The 16,403-nt window shown below is 38.1% G+C and carries 17 protein-coding genes and 1 tRNA gene; 17 read left to right on the forward strand and 1 reads right to left on the reverse strand.

The features are described 5' to 3' along the window. From BM102_RS07710 to BM102_RS07760, 11 genes are all read left to right on the forward strand, one after another. Positions 1-822: a Cof-type HAD-IIB family hydrolase gene (locus BM102_RS07710; RefSeq protein ID WP_177194933.1), complete on the forward strand. Its 822-nt coding sequence runs from the start codon at positions 1-3 to the stop codon at positions 820-822. A gap of 203 nt (positions 823-1,025) precedes the next feature. Continuing rightward, a complete protein-coding gene (gene infC / locus BM102_RS07715) occupies positions 1,026-1,523 on the forward strand; it encodes a translation initiation factor IF-3 (protein WP_033154017.1) in 498 nt (165 codons plus the stop codon). 18 nt (positions 1,524-1,541) lie between these two features. Further along, on the forward strand, positions 1,542-1,739 hold the full coding sequence (rpmI, locus tag BM102_RS07720; RefSeq protein WP_028236330.1) for a 50S ribosomal protein L35: 198 nt from the start codon (positions 1,542-1,544) through the stop codon (positions 1,737-1,739). A gap of 44 nt (positions 1,740-1,783) precedes the next feature. Continuing rightward, positions 1,784-2,140 carry a 50S ribosomal protein L20 gene (gene rplT / locus BM102_RS07725; protein WP_033154018.1) on the forward strand — a complete coding sequence of 119 codons (357 nt, stop codon included), beginning with the start codon at positions 1,784-1,786 and terminating at the stop codon, positions 2,138-2,140. Between the two features lie 243 nt (positions 2,141-2,383). Continuing rightward, positions 2,384-3,643, forward strand: coding sequence for an extracellular solute-binding protein (locus tag BM102_RS07730; protein WP_090480612.1), 1,260 nt, complete (start codon positions 2,384-2,386; stop codon positions 3,641-3,643). Between the two features lie 13 nt (positions 3,644-3,656). Then, the gene (locus BM102_RS07735) at positions 3,657-4,982 is read left to right on the forward strand and encodes a carbohydrate ABC transporter permease (protein ID WP_090480615.1); all 1,326 of its coding nucleotides are present in this window, start codon (positions 3,657-3,659) and stop codon (positions 4,980-4,982) included. Then, positions 4,979-6,238, forward strand: a complete 1,260-nt coding sequence (locus tag BM102_RS07740; RefSeq protein WP_330388600.1) for a sugar ABC transporter permease — start codon at positions 4,979-4,981, stop codon at positions 6,236-6,238. Before BM102_RS07735 ends, BM102_RS07740 begins: the two co-directional genes overlap by 4 nt. 2 nt (positions 6,239-6,240) lie before the next feature. Next, the gene (locus tag BM102_RS07745) at positions 6,241-8,544 is read left to right on the forward strand and encodes a glycoside hydrolase family 31 protein (protein ID WP_090480618.1); all 2,304 of its coding nucleotides are present in this window, start codon (positions 6,241-6,243) and stop codon (positions 8,542-8,544) included. A gap of 58 nt (positions 8,545-8,602) precedes the next feature. Continuing rightward, a complete protein-coding gene (locus BM102_RS07750; protein ID WP_090480621.1) occupies positions 8,603-9,622 on the forward strand; it encodes a LacI family DNA-binding transcriptional regulator in 1,020 nt (339 codons plus the stop codon). Positions 9,623-9,712: 90 nt separating this feature from the next. Continuing rightward, entirely contained in the window at positions 9,713-10,729 is a 1,017-nt protein-coding gene (gene galE, locus BM102_RS07755) for a UDP-glucose 4-epimerase GalE (RefSeq protein WP_044934231.1), read from the forward strand. 69 nt (positions 10,730-10,798) lie between these two features. Then, a tRNA-Glu gene (locus BM102_RS07760) sits at positions 10,799-10,870 on the forward strand. A 42-nt stretch (positions 10,871-10,912) separates the two neighbouring features. On the opposite strand, the gene BM102_RS07765 is transcribed toward BM102_RS07760, so the two are convergent. Next, positions 10,913-12,082 (reverse strand): tRNA(Met) cytidine acetate ligase, encoded by a 1,170-nt coding sequence (locus BM102_RS07765; RefSeq protein WP_090480624.1) that lies wholly within the window; start codon positions 12,080-12,082, stop codon positions 10,913-10,915. Between the two features lie 144 nt (positions 12,083-12,226). Here BM102_RS07765 and BM102_RS07770 point away from each other — a divergent pair, with 144 nt between their 5' ends. The 6 genes from BM102_RS07770 to rnc all read left to right on the forward strand — a co-directional run bounded on the left by BM102_RS07770 (position 12,227) and on the right by rnc (position 16,395). Next, positions 12,227-13,423 (forward strand): acetate/propionate family kinase, encoded by a 1,197-nt coding sequence (locus BM102_RS07770; RefSeq protein ID WP_044934233.1) that lies wholly within the window; start codon positions 12,227-12,229, stop codon positions 13,421-13,423. 103 nt (positions 13,424-13,526) lie between these two features. Then, positions 13,527-14,057: a YceD family protein gene (locus tag BM102_RS07775; RefSeq protein ID WP_090480627.1), complete on the forward strand. Its 531-nt coding sequence runs from the start codon at positions 13,527-13,529 to the stop codon at positions 14,055-14,057. 1 nt (position 14,058) lies between these two features. Continuing rightward, a complete protein-coding gene (gene rpmF / locus BM102_RS07780) occupies positions 14,059-14,238 on the forward strand; it encodes a 50S ribosomal protein L32 (RefSeq protein ID WP_033154022.1) in 180 nt (59 codons plus the stop codon). Between the two features lie 97 nt (positions 14,239-14,335). After that, on the forward strand, positions 14,336-15,358 hold the full coding sequence (gene plsX / locus BM102_RS07785; protein WP_044934235.1) for a phosphate acyltransferase PlsX: 1,023 nt from the start codon (positions 14,336-14,338) through the stop codon (positions 15,356-15,358). A 2-nt stretch (positions 15,359-15,360) separates the two neighbouring features. Further along, on the forward strand, positions 15,361-15,597 hold the full coding sequence (acpP, locus tag BM102_RS07790; RefSeq protein WP_033154024.1) for an acyl carrier protein: 237 nt from the start codon (positions 15,361-15,363) through the stop codon (positions 15,595-15,597). Between the two features lie 96 nt (positions 15,598-15,693). Next, entirely contained in the window at positions 15,694-16,395 is a 702-nt protein-coding gene (gene rnc / locus BM102_RS07795; protein WP_044934237.1) for a ribonuclease III, read from the forward strand. Positions 16,396-16,403: the final 8 nt, after the last annotated feature.

Here is a 16,403-nt window from a genome sequence, read left to right on the forward strand (position 1 = left end):
ATGAACAGAAAAATACTTGCAGTTGATTTGGACGACACAACTTTCGATGACAATAAGGACATCTGTAAGGCCAATCTTGATGCTTTAAATGCAATGCTTGATGCAGGGCATGTGCTTGCTGTAGATACAGGCCGTCCCACACACGTCATGAAAAAGCTTTTAAAGCGATTTGAAGTTTTTGATAGAGAAAATGTTTATCTTTTAGGTTACCAGGGAACCGTTGGCACTAGAGCCACCGATGATGAAGTATTATTTGGACATTTCCTTGATAATGAAGCAGCAATAAAGCTTATGACCTATTCAAAAAATGCCGGGTTAACCACCATTATTTTTGAATTTGGTCAGATTTATTCTTTTTCGTTAAACGAAGATACAGACAGATATTCCGAGATTTCAAAGGAGCCAATTACTGTAATTGAATCACCTGAGGATCTCAGGGACCATAATCTTACAAAGATGATGGTAGTTAATTTCGAAGACCATGAAAAGCTGTTCCAGTTTGAGGAAGCTCATAAGGCTGAAATGGAAGATTCATTTGTCAGCATGTTTTCAAATGTTGCTTTCCTTGAGTATGTTGGAAGGGATTCTAGCAAAGGTGCCGGGCTTGCAGAGCTTGCATCTATTCTTGATATAGATATGCAAGATACAGTAGCATGTGGCGATGAAAGAAACGATATCAGTATGGTTCAGGCTGCCGGTGTAGGAGTTGCTGTGGCAAATGCCAGAGATGAGCTTAAGGCAGTTGCAGACTATATTACAGTTTTAGATAATAATAACGGAGCAGTAGCAGAGGCAATCAACAAATTTATTCTTAATTCGTAGAAAATTGTTGACTCTGCGGGGTTTACGTGATATATTATTCGTGTTGTGAAAACAAAGTAGAGTATCCACTCTCACCTTAGCACGTATATTTACAGTGACTTGGGTCTTATATTTCACACAAACCTTGTTTGTGATGATTTATGGTGGATATTCTGTATCCACTATTTTTTTTATTATTTGGAGGTAGTACCATTAGCGAATTAATGATTAATGAGCAGATTCGCGACAAAGAAGTTCGTGTAATTGGCTCTGATGGGGAACAGCTTGGCATTATGTCAGCACGAGAGGCACAGAAGCTTGCCGATGATGAAGGATTAGATCTTGTAAAGATTTCACCAAAAGCTAATCCACCAGTGTGCAAGATTGTTGATTACGGTAAATACCGTTATGAGCAGGCACGCCGTGAAAAGGAAGCTAAGAAAAAGCAGCATGTTGTTGAGGTAAAAGAGATTCGTATGTCTCCAAACATTGATGCTAATGATATGAACACAAAGGTAAATGCAGCTAAGAAGTTCATTTCAAAGGGCGATAAGGTTAAGGTAACACTTCGTTTCCGTGGCCGTGAAATGGCTCACATGCAGTCATCAAAGCATATTCTTGATGATTTTGCTGAGGCACTTGCTGATGTTGCAGTAGTGGAAAAGGCACCAAAGATTGAGGGTCGTAGTATGAGCCTGGTGCTTACAGAAAAGAAATCGTAATACAGGAGGAAATTTATCATGCCAAAGATGAAGACAAGAAGAGCAGCTGCAAAGCGCTTTAAGGTAACAGGAACAGGAAAGCTTAAGAGAAACAAGGCATACAAGAGCCATATCTTAACCAAGAAGACTACAAAGAGAAAGAGAAATCTTCGTCAGTCAGCAATCGTTGATTCAACAAACGTAAAGAACATGAAGAAAGTACTTCCATATCTCTAAAATAGATTTGGAAATGTTATTTATTTGGTTAGGAGGAATTTAAAATGGCAAGAGTTAAAGGCGGATTAAACGCTAAGAAAAGACATAATAGAACATTAAAGTTAGCAAAGGGTTACAGAGGCGCTAGAAGCAAGCAGTATCGTGTTGCAAAGCAGTCAGTTATGCGTGCCCTTACATCATCATACGCTGGTAGAAAGCAGAAGAAGAGACAGTTCAGACAGCTTTGGATCGCTCGTATCAACGCTGCTGCACGTATCAATGGACTTTCATATTCTAAGTTCATGTACGGTCTTAAGCTCGCTGGTGTTGAGATGAACAGAAAGATGCTCGCTGAGCTCGCTGTTAACGATGCAGAAGGTTTTGCTAAGCTTGTTGAAGTTGCAAAGTCTAAGGTAGCTTAATTTCAAAACAAACGATTAAAGGAGTAAATCAGAGATGATTTACTCCTTTTTTGTTTACCTTAGTTTATCGTTAAACTGAAAGTGAAAATATTTTGCAAAATAAATTTTAACAAAATTTAATCTAGTATGATGTGCATATCTAATAAAAAGCCAAAATATCAATAAATTGTATTGACTTTCTGTTTTATTAAAACTAATATTTCATCAAGGTTAAGCGCTAAACTAAATTAAAGGAGGATTTTTATGAGACTGAAAAAATTAATGTTAAGCTCTGTTCTTGGGGGAACAATGATTATGAGTTTAATGATGGGTTGCGGACAGGCTGATAGCGGCTCTGAGGCAGCGGCAAGTGCAGATGGAACAGAATCTATTCAACTTAAGGTTTGGGTTCCAGAAACTGAGATGGAATTAACAAAAGGATTCTGTGAAGAGTTTGATGAGAATCATGCTGAGTATGATATCGAATTTACTTATGAAGCGGTAGAGAATGCTGATTCCATTACTCAGTTAAAGAATGATCCAGAGGTTGCGGCAGATGTGTTTGTCTATCCAACTGGTGGTGTTCCAGAAATGATTGAAGCAGGACTTATTTATCCAATCACAGTAAACGAGGATCAGGTTAAGTCAGCTTATGGCGAAAATGCTATTGCATCATGTTCAGCCGATGGAATTCTATACGGCATTCCTCAGACTCCAAATGCATTCTTTATGTATTACAACAAGAGCATGTACACAGAGGACGAGGTTAAATCATTGGAAACAATGATGGCTAAGGACTTGGGAGAAGGAGTAAAGAACTTCTCTTGCTCTATAAATGACAGTTGGTACATTGAGTCATTCTTCTATGCAAACGGAGGAACATTATATGGTGAGGATGGAACAGATCCTACTGATTGTTCATGGAATGATGAGAAGGGCTATGCTGTTGGTGAGTATCTTATCGATTTAGTTAATAATGACAAGTATGTTGAGAATATTGATGATGTTGCAACTGCTATGTTTAAAGATGGAGAGCTTGGTACTATGTGTTCAGGCACTTGGATTTCTGATGATTTAAAAGAAGCTCTTGGCGATGATTTAGGTGCAACAGTTTTACCTACAATCAATATCGATGGTAAGGATTGCCAATTAAGCAACTTCGCAGACTTTAAAGCATACGGTGTTAAATCATCTACTCAGTATCCAAAGGCAGCTCAGGAGCTCGCTGAATGGCTTGGCGGAGAGGAATGTCAGCTTGCTCGTTTCCAGAAAATCAATATGACTCCAACAGCTACAGCACTTTTGTCAAATGCTGAAGTTCAGGCCAATGTTGCTGCATATGCATTGATTGATATGACTGGAAATTATTCAACTCCACAGCCTACAACATCTCAAATTGCTCAGTACTGGGATCCAGTAGCAGCATTTGGTATGGGCGTTGTTAACGGCGATGTTACAAAAGCTAATCTACAGGAAAGCTTAGATGCAATGGTAGAAGGATTGACATCAAAGCTATCAGAATAAGAAGGTGAAGGCAATGAAAAAAGAGTTACGAAGGAATCCTATTGGCTACATATGCATGGGATTATGGAATATACAAGCTGGACAAATTACAAAAGGATTATTGTTCTTAGCATCTGAGATTGCATTTATATTGTTTGTGATATTCAAAGGTGTGGATTCGATAATCGGATTAATTACACTTGGCACTAATCAGCAAGGAATGGTGTTCAATGAAGAGACGGGAATATATGACCGTGTTGATGGTGATAATTCCATGCTGCTATTACTGGGAGGAGTTATAACTCTTTTTGTAATTGCCTTATTTATTATTGCCTGGTGGTTGTCAGTTAAATCTGGAAAAGATGCGGTTGAAAGATATAACTTAGGCAAAAAAGTGGAGTCCTTTAAAGATGAGATAAAAGCACTTTTTGATAGAGACGTACACAAGTTACTTTTATTTATTCCACTTTTGGGATTACTTATTTTTACAGTAATGCCATTGGTATACATGATTCTTATGGCATTTACGAATTATGATGTAAATCATCAACCACCAGGAAATTTGTTTGATTGGGTAGGCTTGGATAACTTTAAAACACTTCTTGGTTCCACTGAAAAGCTTTCCCAAACTTTCTGGCCAATTCTTGGCTGGACATTAATTTGGGCAATTTTCGCTACATTTACAAATTATTTTGGAGGAATTTTCCTCGCAATTTTAATTAACAAAAAGGGGATTAAATTTAAAAAGGTTTGGCGAACAATATTTGTATTAACAATTGCCATTCCTTCATTCGTAAGTCTTCTAGTAGTGAGGACAATGCTTAATAAAAATGGAGTTATAAATACTCAACTGATTAATATGGGATTTATCACAAGTCCGTTGCCATTCTTGACAGATGCAACCTGGGCTAGAGTAACTGTTATTGTAGCTAATATGTGGGTTGGTATTCCATATACCATGCTTATTGCAACTGGTATTTTGACCAACATTCCTGCTGATTTATATGAGAGTGCCAGGATTGATGGTGCAAGCCCATTTAAAATGTTTACAAAGATAACATTCCCATATATGTGGTTTATAACAACTCCATATTTGATTTCAAACTTTATTTCAAATGTAAATAACTTTAATCCGATTTATTTCCTTACCCAGGGTGGACCACTTACTTTGGAATATTTCAAGGGAGCAGGAAAAACGGATTTGCTTGTAACCTGGCTTTACAAGCTAACAAAGGACAGTATGGATTACAACTACGCAGCGGCTATTGGTATTGTGATATTTATAATATCAGCGTCAACTTCGATATTTGTTTATACTCGTTCAAATGCATTTAAAAACGAGGAGGGATTGCAGTTATGATTAATGTTAATGGTTTAAATAGAAGATACGTAAAAATAGCTGGATTTATAAATATATTGGCTGCGCTATGTGTTATTTGTCCTTGGATAAAAATAGAAGATAGCAATATGAATGGATTTGGATTCATTTCATATATTGTTTCGAATGGTATAGATACTTCTTCTTTCTTCAGGGGACTAGCCCCAATTATACTCCTGGTTCTTTCCATGGGAATGGCCATTGTTTTGATGGCGCATCCCATGAGAGGGACTGCATACGGGCTTATTGGATTTGATACGGCTACAATTCTTTTTCTGATACAAGAAATGTTTGGTATGAGAAGCTTATTATCTGCCAATTATAATTACGATAGTTTTTTGATAAGAAACTTTAATATAGGATATTGGTTCGCATTGATATTGATTCTTTTGGGACTGATTTATTCTATGAAATCAGCAAAGATTGATCCTGGCTATATTGTACTAGTTGTTATGTCAGTGGTTTGGCTGTTTCCTATATTCTATATCGTAATGAATTCTCTCAGAGGCGAGGGAAACTTTTATGTAAATTATTTAATACCAAAGGAATTTAGCTTGGATAATTACAAGCAATTATTGTCTTCATCTAGTAAGTTCCATTATGGTAGATGGTTCTTGAATACATTTATTGTTTCAGTTTTCTCATGTGTTATTAGCACACTGATAGTTCTAGCTACCGCATATACGATATCTAGAATCAGATTTAAGGGAAGAAAACTGATTATGAACCTTTTGTTGGTGCTTGGAATGTTTCCTGCATTTATGTCTATGATTGCTGTTTATTACATTTTAAAGGGAATCGGCATAGCTCAATCATTGCTGGCTCTTGTAATAGTTTATTCTGCAAGTGCTGCGCTGACATATTATGTTGCTAAGGGCTTTTTCGATACTATTCCTCGCGCACTTGATGAGGCGGCATATCTTGATGGCGCATCAAAATGGACTGTGTTTACGAAGATAACAATTCCGATTTCAAAGCCAATCATTATTTACACGATACTGACATCTTTTACAGCACCATGGGCAGATTATATCTTTGCAAGTGTAATCTTAGGTGATAAGTCAGATAAGTACACAATCGCTATGGGCTTATATGGAATGCTTACACAGGACAATATTGATAAATACTTTAAACAGTTTGCTGCGGGCGCTGTTTTAATATCTATTCCTATTGCAGCGTTATTTATTAGCTTACAAAAATATTATGTTGAAGGACTTTCAGGTTCTGTAAAGGGATAATTATGAATAAATATAGAATATCGGTTTTAACAGATAGGCTGGTACGTCTTGAGTATCAGGCAGATGGAATGTTTGTTGATGAACCGACACAGATTGTATCAAATAGAATGTTTCCTGCAGTTTCATACAAGCAGTGGAAGACTGAAAAAGGCATTTGCATTGAAACTGATGGGTTGATTATAAACTATGATGAACAAGAATTCTCAGGATTTGGTTTATCCATAACTTTAAAAGCAAATAACAATACATGGACCTACAATGAAACAGGCCGAAATTTTCTTGGAACTGCCAGAACATTAGATGAGGCGGATGGTCCTGTTAGACTTGAGAATGGATTATTTTCTGAAGAGGGATTTGCGGTTATTGATGACAGTAAAAGTGCATTGATTGTGGATGGGCAAATTCGACCAAGAGTAAATGTCGGCATTGATATTTATTTCTTCGGTTATGGCAGAGACTTTAAGGGTGGGCTGAAGGCCTTCTACACCCTTACAGGCAAGGCTCCTATGATTCCTAGATACGCTTTGGGGAATTGGTGGAGCAGATTTTACAAGTACACCGAGGCAAGCTATCTAAAACTTGTTGATGATTTCAAAAAAGAGAAGGTTCCATTTTCTGTGGCAGTTATTGATATGGATTGGCACATTACAGAGGTAGATTCTAAATATGGCAATGGATGGACAGGCTACACATGGGATAGAAATCTTTTCCCAGAGCCAGCTAGATTTTTGAGTAGACTTCATGAGGATGGCTTGGCAGTAACTTTAAATGTTCACCCGGCAGATGGAATTCGTGGATACGAAGAAATGTATCAAGACATGGCAAAAGAGCTTGGAGTGAATTATGAAAATGAAGAGCCTATAGCTTTTGATTTTACCGATGCCAGATTTCGAGAAATTTATTTTAAATATATCAACCATTTCTATGAGGATATGGGAGTTGATTTTTGGTGGATTGATTGGCAACAAGGGACTGAAAGTAATATGGAAGGGGTAGATCCTCTCTGGTTATTGAATCACTATTATTATTTGGATTCTAAAAGAGATAATAAGAGGGGGATGATTTTCTCAAGATATTCAGGTCCTGGTAGTCACAGATATCCTGTGGGATTTTCAGGAGACACTTTTGCTACTTGGAGAAGTCTTGATTATCAGCCATTCTTTACTGCAAATGCTGCCAATATTGGCTATGGCTGTTGGAGCCACGATATATGTGGTCATATGCACGGTGATAAAAGTGATGAGCTTCAAATAAGATGGCTACAGTTTGGCGTATTTTCACCAATTATGAGGTTGCACAGCTCGGCTAATCCATTTTTTGTCAAGGAACCATGGAATCAGCCTGGAGAATATAGGGAAATAATGGATAGATTTATGCGCCTTCGCCATCGTTTGATTCCTTATATGTATACGATGGAATATTTAGCCTATAAAGAGGATTTACCAATGATTAGGCAAATGTATTTTGATTATCCAGAGGATGAAAGAGCCTACGGATTAAATAGCGAGTACGCATTTGGCAATCAGCTTATTGTTGGCGCTATAACAAAAGAGGTGGATAAGGTATCTAGAATGGGGGCAGTAAATATGTTTGTACCAAGTGGCAGATATTATGATTTGTTTACAGGCATATCTTACAATGGCGATTTTAAAGGTAACATGTTTAGAACCGTAAATACGATACCGGTTCTTATGAAGGCCGGTGGCATTATTCCATTAGAATCTGAAGAAACAATCAGTAATGCCACAAATAATCCAACCGCTCTTGATATCGTGATTGCTGCAGGTGCTGATGGATGCTTCGAATTATATGAAGATGATGGAATAAGCGATAATTATGTAGATGGACAGAATTGTTTATTTACAAAGATCTGGGTCGAGCATAATTTGGAAAAACAAATAATGGATGTGGGGATTGATGCACCAACTGGAAATCAGGATTTGCTTATTCAAAATCGAAAAATATCATTTGTAATCTATGGCTTAAATGAAGATTGCCAGGTCCAGAAGTATGAATCTACCTACGATAAAAAGAAGCATACTTTGACAATTGATGTAGAGGATGCCTTAAACAAGGGTGGTTCTATAAGAATCGTTAATGCTATGCTTGCAAATAATGATATCTTGGATGATATTTTTGAAATCCTTCATAGAGCCTATATCACATATGACTTAAAGGAGAAAATCTATAATATTGCCTTGTCTGAATTTGCCAAGAATGATAACAATTTCTGGGATATTTTGGAAGAACTTGATGCCCCATCTGTTTTAAAAGAAGCATTAAGAGAATTGAAATGGTGCTGTTGAATCTTAGGTTCAAATCTCTTATGATTAATACATAAAAGACAAAGGATGAGGAACAATAATGGTTACTATGAAAGAGATAGCAGAGGAAGCTGGAGTCAGCATTGTAACAGTTTCCAATGTGATTCATGAAAACTACAACAGGGTTTCTGCTGAAAATATTGAAAAGATTAATAAGCTTATAGAAAAGTATCATTATGTGCCTAATTCAAACGCCAGAAGCTTGGCAATGAAAAAGTCAAGGATAATAGGCGTAGTTATCCCAAATGTAAATGATGATGAGAATTTTATGAAAAGTCCTTTTAATGCTGAGATTATTGGCATTTTGGAAAAAGTCATAAGAGAAGCAGATTATTATTTAATGGTACGAAGTGTTAACAAGACTATCGATGCAATTCCATTGATATCATCTTGGAATGTTGATGGGGTGGTATTTCTTGGAGCCTTTAAAGAGGATGTAGTTGCTATAAAGAAAAGACTCACTCTTCCTATGGTTTTTGTTGATACTTACGGCGAAAATTTGGATTTTGTAAATGTTGGCAGTGAGGATATGCAAGGTGGATATCTGGCAACAGGCTATCTCATTGGAAAAGGTCATGAGAATATTGCCTTTGTAGGACCTTCTATTAGTGGTGAAGGCGTTATCAATGAGCGATATTTAGGATACGAAAAAGCCATGAAGGAGCACGACTTAGAGGATAACATCAAGGTTGTATCTGTTGGTTCCACTTCTTTTGAAGCAGGAATAGAGGCGGCAAAGAAAATAGCCTTTTTGGACGCAGAGATAACTGCCGTATTTGCTACAGCTGATATTTTGGCTATAGGAATTATGGAAGGGCTTCGCCAGCTAGGCAAGCAAGTTCCTGATGATGTTTCTGTGGTGGGCTTTGATAATCTGCCGGAAAGTGTATATTGTTGTCCAAAACTAACTACAATATCACAGAATATGGATTTGAAAGCAAAAACTATCGGAAAGACAATTCTTTCTATGGTAAATGATAAAGAAGAACGTACTTCGGCAACCTCTATAAAAGTTGATGTTGATTTGATAGAACGAAATTCAGTTTCCTTTCGTAAGTGATTTTGCAAATTTTTGATTTGAAACTGCTTTTATAATTTAGCACTTTCTGCTAATCTATTATATGGTAACGAACTATAAGGAGGTGCTTTTATGGCAATATTAGTTACGGGTGGTGCTGGTTTTATTGGTAGCCACACATGTGTAGAGCTTCAGCAGGCAGGCTATGATGTAGTTGTATATGACAATCTTAGCAATGCATCTGAAAAGTCACTTGAGAGAGTAGAAGCTATTACAGGAAAGCCAGTTAAGTTTTACAAAGGCGATATCTTAGATAGAGATAGATTAAACGAAGTATTTGCAAATGAAAAGATTGATTCTTGTATTCATTTTGCAGGTCTCAAGGCTGTTGGTGAGTCAGTTCAGAAGCCTTGGGAATACTATGAGAATAATATCGCAGGTACACTTACACTTGTTGATGTAATGAGACAGCACAACTGCAAGAACATTATTTTCTCATCTTCAGCAACTGTATACGGTGATCCAGCAGAGATACCTATCACAGAAAACTGCCCTAAGGGACAGTGCACGAACCCATACGGATGGACAAAGTCAATGCTTGAGCAGATTCTTTCTGACATGCAGAAGGCAGATAATGAATGGAACGTAGTTCTTCTTCGTTATTTCAATCCAATCGGTGCTCATCAGTCTGGTACAATGGGAGAGAATCCTAACGGTATTCCAAACAACCTTATGCCATACATTACACAGGTTGCAGTTGGAAAACTTCCAGAGCTTGGTGTATTTGGTGATGATTACGATACTCCAGATGGTACTGGTGTACGTGATTACATCCATGTTGTTGATCTTGCAAAGGGACATGTTAAGGCTCTCAAGAAAATCGAGGAGAATGCAGGTCTCAAGATTTACAACCTTGGTACAGGAGTAGGATACTCAGTTCTTGATATTGTAAAGAACTTTGAGGAAGCTACTGGAGTAAAGATTCCATATTCTATTAAGCCACGTCGTGCTGGCGACATTGCTACATGCTACTCAGATGCTACAAAAGCTAAGGAAGAACTTGGCTGGACAGCAGAGTTTGGCATCAAGGAAATGTGCGCAGATTCATGGAGATGGCAGAAGAATAATCCAAATGGATATGAAGATTAAAAAAAGTGTTGACATAAGTCAATTCACATAGTAATATATGTCTTGTCGCTGATAGCGACAGGGCAATATGGTTCCTTGGTCAAGCGGTTAAGACGTCGCCCTCTCACGGCGAAAACAGCGGTTCGATTCCGCTAGGAACTGCGAAAGAAAGACACCTGATTTCAGGTGTCTTTTTTGTTATTCTTATATATTTACTAAGTCAAATTTACGAGTATATTCCGTAGGATATGCATTGCCTGTTTTTGATGTCAGGATAGCGCGGTAAATATCACTGGAAATAATATCGTATTTATTAATTGTTTCATTTGGTGCTGTAAGTAAAGGAGCAGATGATGCTTCTTTTATTTTACTAAGAAGAACACTTCCGTTTTTGCTGAATCCTAACATTCGTATATACGATATATATCCGGCTTCCTTTGCAGTTTTAAAATCTTTTTCTGCTATACCCAATAAGATATGGCATAGCACACGGCTGATTCTGGAATATTCAAAGTTTTTGGTTTTTAAAACTTCACAGAATTGACTAAAGGAAACAAATTCCGGCAACTTATTTTTGATTCTATCTGAAAGGTCGTTGTTGCAATCTAAATATTGCTCGAAGCTTTCTGTGGTAAGAAGCTTATAATGAAGCAATTCTGAAATATCATCGGAAGTTACAAATGGACTGTTGTTATATAAATTTATTACTTCATCAGGTACTGCTTCAAAGGATTTTGACAGCTTGTAATGCTGGCGTATTGAGCTGGCAGAGCTAAGCTGTCCAGATAAGCTTAAATCATTGTATTCGTTGCCCTGTCGCTTCATAACAGCTATATCCATATCAAGATGATTTGCCTGGATATAACGACAGTATTCGATTCCTAGTATATTATTAGGAGAGGAGATAATATCTTCAGCTAAAAATGCTTTTAAAGCCTTTGCTCTGGCAGTGGCATAGCTAATTCCCTGGGATACGAGTGCATTGATTTCGTTGTTAATCTCGCCGGAATTTTCGAGCTTCACCAGTTTTTTGCTTTCCTCAATAAACAGGTCTCTGCGGTCGCATTCTGCTGAGAATAAAATAGTATCAACAACACCGGTGGCGTTAAGCAAAGCAACTCCAGCTGACGCATATTCTCTTGCAGAGCTGGTGGCGAAAATGGTAGGGATTTCAAGTACAATATCTGCACCACACATAAGAGCTGCTTTGGCTCTTGTGTATTTGTCAAAGCATGCTATTTCACCACGCTGAGTAAAACTGCCTGACATAGCGACAATTATCTGATCAGCACCTAATACATTTCTTGCGTATTCAATCTGAAGTTTGTGGCCATTGTGAAAGGGATTATATTCCGCAACTATACCAATTACCATTTTGTTCCTCCGAAAATACTTTTACATGGGTATTATACATTAAAATTTGGTTGAGAAGACAAATTTTAGTGATATAATTAAAATGTTGTTTAAGAATACAATTATTAAAGAAAGAAAACATATAAAGAAAGGAACTTTATTATTATGAAGATCTTAGTTATCAACTGTGGTAGCTCATCTCTTAAGTATCAGGTTATTGATTCAGAGAGCGAGCAGGTACTTTGCAAGGGACTTTGCGAGAGAATCGGCATCGATGGACGTATCGTTTATCAGAAGGCTGGTCTTGATAAGGAAATCACAGAAATCCCTATGCCTACACACAAGGAGGCTGTTGCAGCTGTAATCAACGCTATTACAAACGAAGCTACAGGTGCTCTTAAGTCTCTTGACGAAATCGATGCAGTAGGTCACAGAGTCGTTCACGGTGGTGAGAAGTTCGCAGCTTCTGCACTTATCACAGACGAGATGATCAAGGTTGTAGAAGAGTGCAACGATCTTGCTCCACTTCACAACCCAGCAAACATCATCGGTATCAATGCATGCCGCGAGCTTATGCCAGGTAAGCCACAGGTTGGTGTATTTGATACAGCATTCCATCAGACAATGCCTAAGGAAGCATACATGTATGCAGTTCCTTACAAATATTATGAGCAGTACGGCGTACGTCGTTACGGTTTCCACGGTACATCACACAGCTATGTATCAAAGCGTGTAGCTGAGATGGACGGATGCGACCTTAAGAACTCAAAAATTATCGTTTGCCACATTGGTAACGGCGCATCTTGCTGTGCAGTTCTCAACGGTGAATCAGTAGACACATCAATGGGTCTTTCTCCACTTGAAGGACTTGTTATGGGTACTCGTTCAGGAGATATCGATCCTTCAGCTGTTGAATTCATGGCAAAGAAGGAAGGTCTTGATTTTGCAGGCGTTATGAACGTACTTAACAAGGAATCTGGTGCACTTGGTGTTTCTGGTATTTCTTCAGACTTCCGTGATCTTATTGCTGCTTCAGCAGAAGGCAACGAGAGAGCAAAGCTTGCTATGGATATGATTGCTTACCGCATCGCTAAGTATGTTGGTGCATATGCAGCTGCTATGAACGGTGCAGATATCATCTGCTTCACAGCTGGTCTTGGAGAGAACAATGCAGGCCTTAGAAAGGCTGTATGTAGCCATCTTGGTTTCATGGGCGTTGAAATCGATGACGCTAGAAACGATGTAGCTGGCGAGGAGAGACTTGTTTCTTCTGACTCTTCAAAGGTTAAGGTATACGTTGTACCTACAAACGAGGAAGTTATGATTGCAAGAGATACAGCAGCTATCGTATCTGGCAAATAATTTCATCAAATTTTTGTAAAATTAATGCACTTTTTTCTTAAAAGTGTTTGACAAGCATATTAAAGCTTAGTATAATTGGCAAAGTGTGGATAGGAGATTTTATATGAAGATTTCTATTAAGGATATCACTTCATTACCTGATCAAAATAAGAAGTTTACTGGAACTTGCGACATACATGATTTTTCTTATCTTGGCAGTAAGTTTACTATCAATCGCACAGAGCCATTTGATGTAGTTTTGTCTATGATTGGTTCTGGAAAGCTTCATATCACTTTTACTACTAGTGCTAATATCACTGGTTTATGTGACAGATGCTTGACAGATGTTTCATTTGATGTACCTGTGGCTGTTGATGAAACTGTTGAGGTTTCAGAAGGGCAGGTAGTTCCAGATGAAGAAATAGGTCCTTACTCATTTGTTGATGGTGAGGAAATAGTTGTAGATGAACTCATATTAAACGAGATCTTAGTGAATTTCCCGGCAAAGATATTGTGCCAGGACGACTGCAAGGGTATTTGCCCAGTCTGTGGCAAGAATCGTAATATCGAGTCTTGTGGATGTGACGACACAGTCTTAGATCCTAGAATGGCACAATTTTTAGATGTCTTTAATAGCTTTAAGGAGGTGAAATAGCATGTCTATTTGTCCAAAGAACAAATCTTCTAAGGGAAGAAGAGATAAAAGAAGAGCAAACTGGAAAATGAGCAAACCAACACTCGTTAAATGCAGCAAGTGTGGAGAGCTTATGGTACCACATAGAGTTTGCAAGAACTGTGGATCATACAACAAAAAAGAAATCATCGCAGTTGATTAATTTTAAAAACCTTTCGGAGTTTCCGAAAGGTTTTTTTATTTGAAATAATGCCTAATTTAAAGTATAATTTCTAAAGTATGTATGAAAGGATATTATCATGAGTGATTATACTATAGTTGCACTTGATGCAATGGGCGGAGATAACGCACCATCAGCAATGGTACAGGGCGCTGTTGATGCTGTTAATGCAAACAAAGCTATTAAAGTTATTCTTGTTGGTAAGGAAGATGTTATCAAAACAGAGCTTTCATCTTACACATACCCACAGGACCAGATTGAAATAAAAAATGCTACAGAGGTTATCGAGACAGCAGAGCATCCAGTAGCTGCCATCAAAAAGAAAAAGGATTCTTCAATGGTAGTAGGCCTTCACCTTGTAAAGGATGGTGAGGCAGATGCATTTGTTTCAGCAGGCAATTCAGGAGCACTTCTTACAGGTGGTCTTGGTATTGTTGGTCGTATTCGTGGCATTGAGCGTGCACCATTTGGCACACTTTTCCCAGTAAAGACTGGCGTTGCTCTTTTGGCAGACAGTGGAGCAAATGTTGATTGTCGTCCTAGCCACTTGGTACAGTTTGCCAAGATGGGTAGCATCTACATGGAAAAGGTTGTAGGAGTTAAGAATCCTCGTGTTGCCATTGTCAATGTTGGTGCCGAAGAAGAAAAGGGCAATGCTCTCGTAAAAGAGACTATGCCACTTTTAAAGGAATGCGAAGATATTAATTTCATCGGTAGCATTGAAGCTAGAAATATTCCAAACGGTGATGCAGATGTTATTATCTGTGACGGTTTCGTTGGTAATGTTATTCTTAAATTATACGAAGGTTTGGCAGGTACACTTATCACTGTTATTAAGGGCGGCTTGATGAGTACCCTCAGATCAAAAATTGGCGCTGCACTTGCGCTTCCAGCTTTAAAGAAGACTCTTAAAAAGTTCGATGCCAGTGAATACGGCGGAGCTCCACTCCTTGGATTAAAGGGTCTTGTTGTTAAGACTCACGGTAGTGCAAAGGCTGGAGAGGTTAGAAACACTATTTTCCAGTGTGTAACCTTCAAAGAGCAGCAGATTAACGAGTTTATTAGAGACAATATAGTTATAGAAAAGAAAAAGGAGGACTAGAGATGGAATTCGATTTACTCAAAGAGATTATTGCAGAGGTATTAAATGTTGATGCAGCTGAAATCACTACAGAGACTACATTTGTTGATGATCTTGGTGCAGATTCACTTGATGTATTCCAGATTATCATGGGTGTTGAGGAAAAGCTTAACATCGAGGTTGATACAGAGGCAGCTGAGAAGCTTTCTACTGTAGGTGATGCAGTTGAGCTTATCAAGAAGACAGTTGCAAACAAGTAATTTTATGTGTAAATGCGGCCTATTATAGGGCCGCAACAATTACACGTTTAGTGTCCACTTTCAGTGGACACTATTTTAAACTCAGGAGGTAGTATTTTGAATAGTTTAAAGGAATTTCAAAAGATTATCGGTTATGAGTTTAGAGACGAAAGCTTACTACAACAGGCTTTGACACATAGTTCATATGCAAATGAAAACCATATGCCAAAGCTTAGCGACAACGAGAGACTTGAGTTCCTTGGGGATGCAGTGCTTGAAATCGTTTCGAGTGAGTTTTTGTATCTAAATTATACCGAATTAAATGAAGGTAAATTATCTAGACTTAGAGCTAGCATAGTTTGTGAGCCTACTCTGGCTTACATTTGCAAGGAAATAAACCTTGGTGACTATGTTCGCCTATCTAAAGGAGAGGACATGACAGGCGGTCGAAATAGAAAGTCTATTCTTTCTGACGCCTTCGAGGCTACAATCGGCGCTATCTTTTTGGATGGTGGAATGGAGCCTGCTTCTGAATATATCCATAGGTTTGTTTTAAATGACATAGAACACAAGCAGCTATTTTACGATAGCAAGACCAGATTACAGGAAGTTGTTCAGGCTAATTTCAAGGAGCCACTCACATATCAGCTTATCTCAGAAACTGGTCCAGACCACGCTAAGGAATTTAAGGTTGAAGCCTTAGTTGGGGATAGAGTTCTTGGCTCAGGTGTTGGTAGCACCAAAAAGGCTGCTGAGCAGGAAGCTGCTTATGAGGGCTTGATGCGCCTCCACAAAGAAGACTCTATCAAGATTATATAATTAATTAG

Source organism: Pseudobutyrivibrio sp. JW11 (assembly GCF_900115355.1).
Taxonomy (GTDB): Bacteria; Bacillota; Clostridia; order Lachnospirales; family Lachnospiraceae; genus Pseudobutyrivibrio; species Pseudobutyrivibrio ruminis.

Excerpts from the sequence above, each read along its gene's own strand:
- acpP (WP_033154024.1), top strand. The coding sequence starts at position 15,361 with ATGGAATTCGATTTACTCAAAGAGATTATTGCAGAGGTATTAAATGTT.
- BM102_RS07765 (WP_090480624.1), bottom strand. The coding sequence starts at position 12,082 with ATGGTAATTGGTATAGTTGCGGAATATAATCCCTTTCACAATGGCCAC.
- rplT (WP_033154018.1), top strand. The coding sequence starts at position 1,784 with ATGGCAAGAGTTAAAGGCGGATTAAACGCTAAGAAAAGACATAATAGA.
- BM102_RS07710 (WP_177194933.1), top strand. The coding sequence starts at position 1 with ATGAACAGAAAAATACTTGCAGTTGATTTGGACGACACAACTTTCGAT.
- BM102_RS07730 (WP_090480612.1), top strand. The coding sequence starts at position 2,384 with ATGAGACTGAAAAAATTAATGTTAAGCTCTGTTCTTGGGGGAACAATG.
- infC (WP_033154017.1), top strand. The coding sequence starts at position 1,026 with ATGATTAATGAGCAGATTCGCGACAAAGAAGTTCGTGTAATTGGCTCT.
- galE (WP_044934231.1), top strand. The coding sequence starts at position 9,713 with ATGGCAATATTAGTTACGGGTGGTGCTGGTTTTATTGGTAGCCACACA.
- BM102_RS07750 (WP_090480621.1), top strand. The coding sequence starts at position 8,603 with ATGGTTACTATGAAAGAGATAGCAGAGGAAGCTGGAGTCAGCATTGTA.
- BM102_RS07775 (WP_090480627.1), top strand. The coding sequence starts at position 13,527 with ATGAAGATTTCTATTAAGGATATCACTTCATTACCTGATCAAAATAAG.
- rpmF (WP_033154022.1), top strand. The coding sequence starts at position 14,059 with ATGTCTATTTGTCCAAAGAACAAATCTTCTAAGGGAAGAAGAGATAAA.
- BM102_RS07770 (WP_044934233.1), top strand. The coding sequence starts at position 12,227 with ATGAAGATCTTAGTTATCAACTGTGGTAGCTCATCTCTTAAGTATCAG.
- rpmI (WP_028236330.1), top strand. The coding sequence starts at position 1,542 with ATGCCAAAGATGAAGACAAGAAGAGCAGCTGCAAAGCGCTTTAAGGTA.
- BM102_RS07745 (WP_090480618.1), top strand. The coding sequence starts at position 6,241 with ATGAATAAATATAGAATATCGGTTTTAACAGATAGGCTGGTACGTCTT.
- BM102_RS07740 (WP_330388600.1), top strand. The coding sequence starts at position 4,979 with ATGATTAATGTTAATGGTTTAAATAGAAGATACGTAAAAATAGCTGGA.
- BM102_RS07735 (WP_090480615.1), top strand. The coding sequence starts at position 3,657 with ATGAAAAAAGAGTTACGAAGGAATCCTATTGGCTACATATGCATGGGA.
- plsX (WP_044934235.1), top strand. The coding sequence starts at position 14,336 with ATGAGTGATTATACTATAGTTGCACTTGATGCAATGGGCGGAGATAAC.